We start from the raw sequence: 1,018 nt of genomic DNA, 5'->3' as shown, positions 1-1,018 counted from the left end.
AGTGTGCCGTCGGACTCACGCTCTTCCATCGAAGTAAATCGAGTTTTCACCGCAACACGATCCGTTGCTTGAAGACGGATTTCCGTACCATAAGATTCTTGTTCTAAATCGTCATCTTGGCTTGCGTAGCTGTAACCTGCATCTTTAGATTTGTACCAAGCTTTTACATCGTTACCCACAGCAGAAAACACGCTCGGGGCGATATCGTAGAGGTTCATCACCCCTTTCACTTGATAAGAGTCACCTTCACGATCATCCGCACTGCCACCAATAGGCGTAAAGGTTAAACCGCCATCGAAAGAGACATAGTTAGAATCGGTTTGACGACCTTTACTGTGGCCGAACTCGGCTTTCAAATAGGTGCCTTCTGATGCTCGTAGCGTTAAGTCTGTGCCGTACGCTTCATAGTCTTGGTTATCTTTTTCTTCGGTTTGATAGTTTGCACCTACACCGATGTAGTCGTTTACCCAACCTTTGACGCGTCCACCAGCGGTCATTGCACCAAGCGCTTCACTGCCTTGAGGCACGTATTCATAATCGACAGCAAGATAGTTGTCATAACCGTCAGCTGGGGAGTCGTTAATGACCGAGCCAAAGTTGTCAGAAATGATGTTGCTTAGTGGTTTGGTTAGAATAATTCGGCCTTGGTATGGGTCGATTTCATAGTCACGTCCCGACTGCAACGGCAGTTCTTGCAAGGTGATGCCGCTGTTTGGGTCGACCACCTTAACCATCACTTTGTCGCTGCCCGGTACAACTTCGCCATGGCGTAAGAAGTACAGCGAACCGCCAGTACCTAAAAATTCATCGTGCGCAAACAGCGAGTCCGATTCGGCGGCAAAGCCAACGATGTTAAGACGATCTTCACCGAACTTGGTGGTAGAACGTGTGCGATAGTCACCTTTGAAACCATATAGGCTGCGGTTGTAATCGTTGTTGTCAGTACCAGTTATACCTGTGTTGTAGTTCCCCCACAAAACGTTGGATTTGTCGTATTCAACGTTGAGATACACTTTGC

The 1,018-nt window shown here is 47.6% G+C and carries 1 pseudogene; it reads right to left on the bottom strand.

From position 1 onward, the window contains the following. Positions 1 to 1,018, bottom strand: a pseudogene (locus tag R8269_RS26470) (hypothetical protein); the annotation flags it as partial.

The sequence above is a fragment of the Vibrio sp. Vb0667 genome, assembly GCF_033391095.1.
This window is presented reverse-complemented; position numbering and strand designations above follow the sequence as displayed.